Source organism: Vibrio sp. S12_S33, from assembly GCF_963889785.1.
Taxonomy (GTDB): domain Bacteria; phylum Pseudomonadota; class Gammaproteobacteria; order Enterobacterales; family Vibrionaceae; genus Vibrio; species Vibrio aestuarianus.
Map to the genome: position 1 here is coordinate 1 of NZ_CAWPQZ010000189.1, position 863 is coordinate 863.

At 41.5% G+C, this 863-nt stretch carries 1 protein-coding gene; it reads right to left on the reverse strand.

From position 1 onward, the window contains the following. Positions 1-220, reverse strand: a 220-nt coding sequence (locus AACW06_RS19795) for a hypothetical protein (RefSeq protein WP_339379025.1), incomplete at its 3' end; no start/stop codon positions are given. Positions 221-863: the final 643 nt, after the last annotated feature.

Here is an 863-nt window from a genome sequence, read left to right on the forward strand (position 1 = left end):
GAAATTCAGCTCTGAAAGTCTGGTGAAGCAAAAGGTTTTGTTGTGGCTGAAAGGGCGCTTTCTTTGTTGTTGATTCTGTAAGTGGCTCTCTTCGGCTCAGATCGCTGTGAAATTTAGGTTTTGGTAAATATCGTTTTTGTACGTAACTTATTAAAATTCCTTCATTTCTACGGTGGTTTACTTTGATTTCACGGTAAAATTCACATAACAAGCAATTCAAGTGGATTCTCAACGCGTGGCAGTTTTACTCTGCGTCAGGTAAAGTGTTTTACGGTGCAATGCAGCGGCTTGGCCAGTGCGTTGTTCACCACTTAATTGGGCGTTAGCTGGGGTTAAGAAAAACGGTGAATTTAAGGTGGAAAGGCTTTGGGTTTTCTAGCTACACACCGGACAAATTTCAGCTTTTCAACTATCTCGCCAGTGGCACTTTTCGGGAAGCGTTTGAACTTAACGAAGCCTGCTTACGGGAAGAGTTGTGTTTGTTAAGTTCGTTGGTGTGGCTTCTTTGTTGTTGAAATTCATGAATGCCTAAATTCGTTTTGTGTGTTTTGTCATTGGCTTTTTCGATGGAATTCTTTGCAAATTACCGAGCTCAGGAATGGTGATTTCCTCGACCATTTTTTCTTTGCCAAGCGCATTTCGTGGATTAAGTTTTAATTTCACAGCTGTCCGTTTTACTTTGCCGTTTGAAAGCAATAATTTGTTTCAAATTAGGCATTTTGGCGTAATTTGCTAACGAAAGTGCAGCAGCTAACTAGGCGTTTAAGACGGATTCCCAACGCTTGGGAGTTTCGGCTCTAGGTTGAGTTTTGTGTTTAAGGCACAATGGTTTAGGATTGTGGTCGCGTTGCTCACCACTTAAC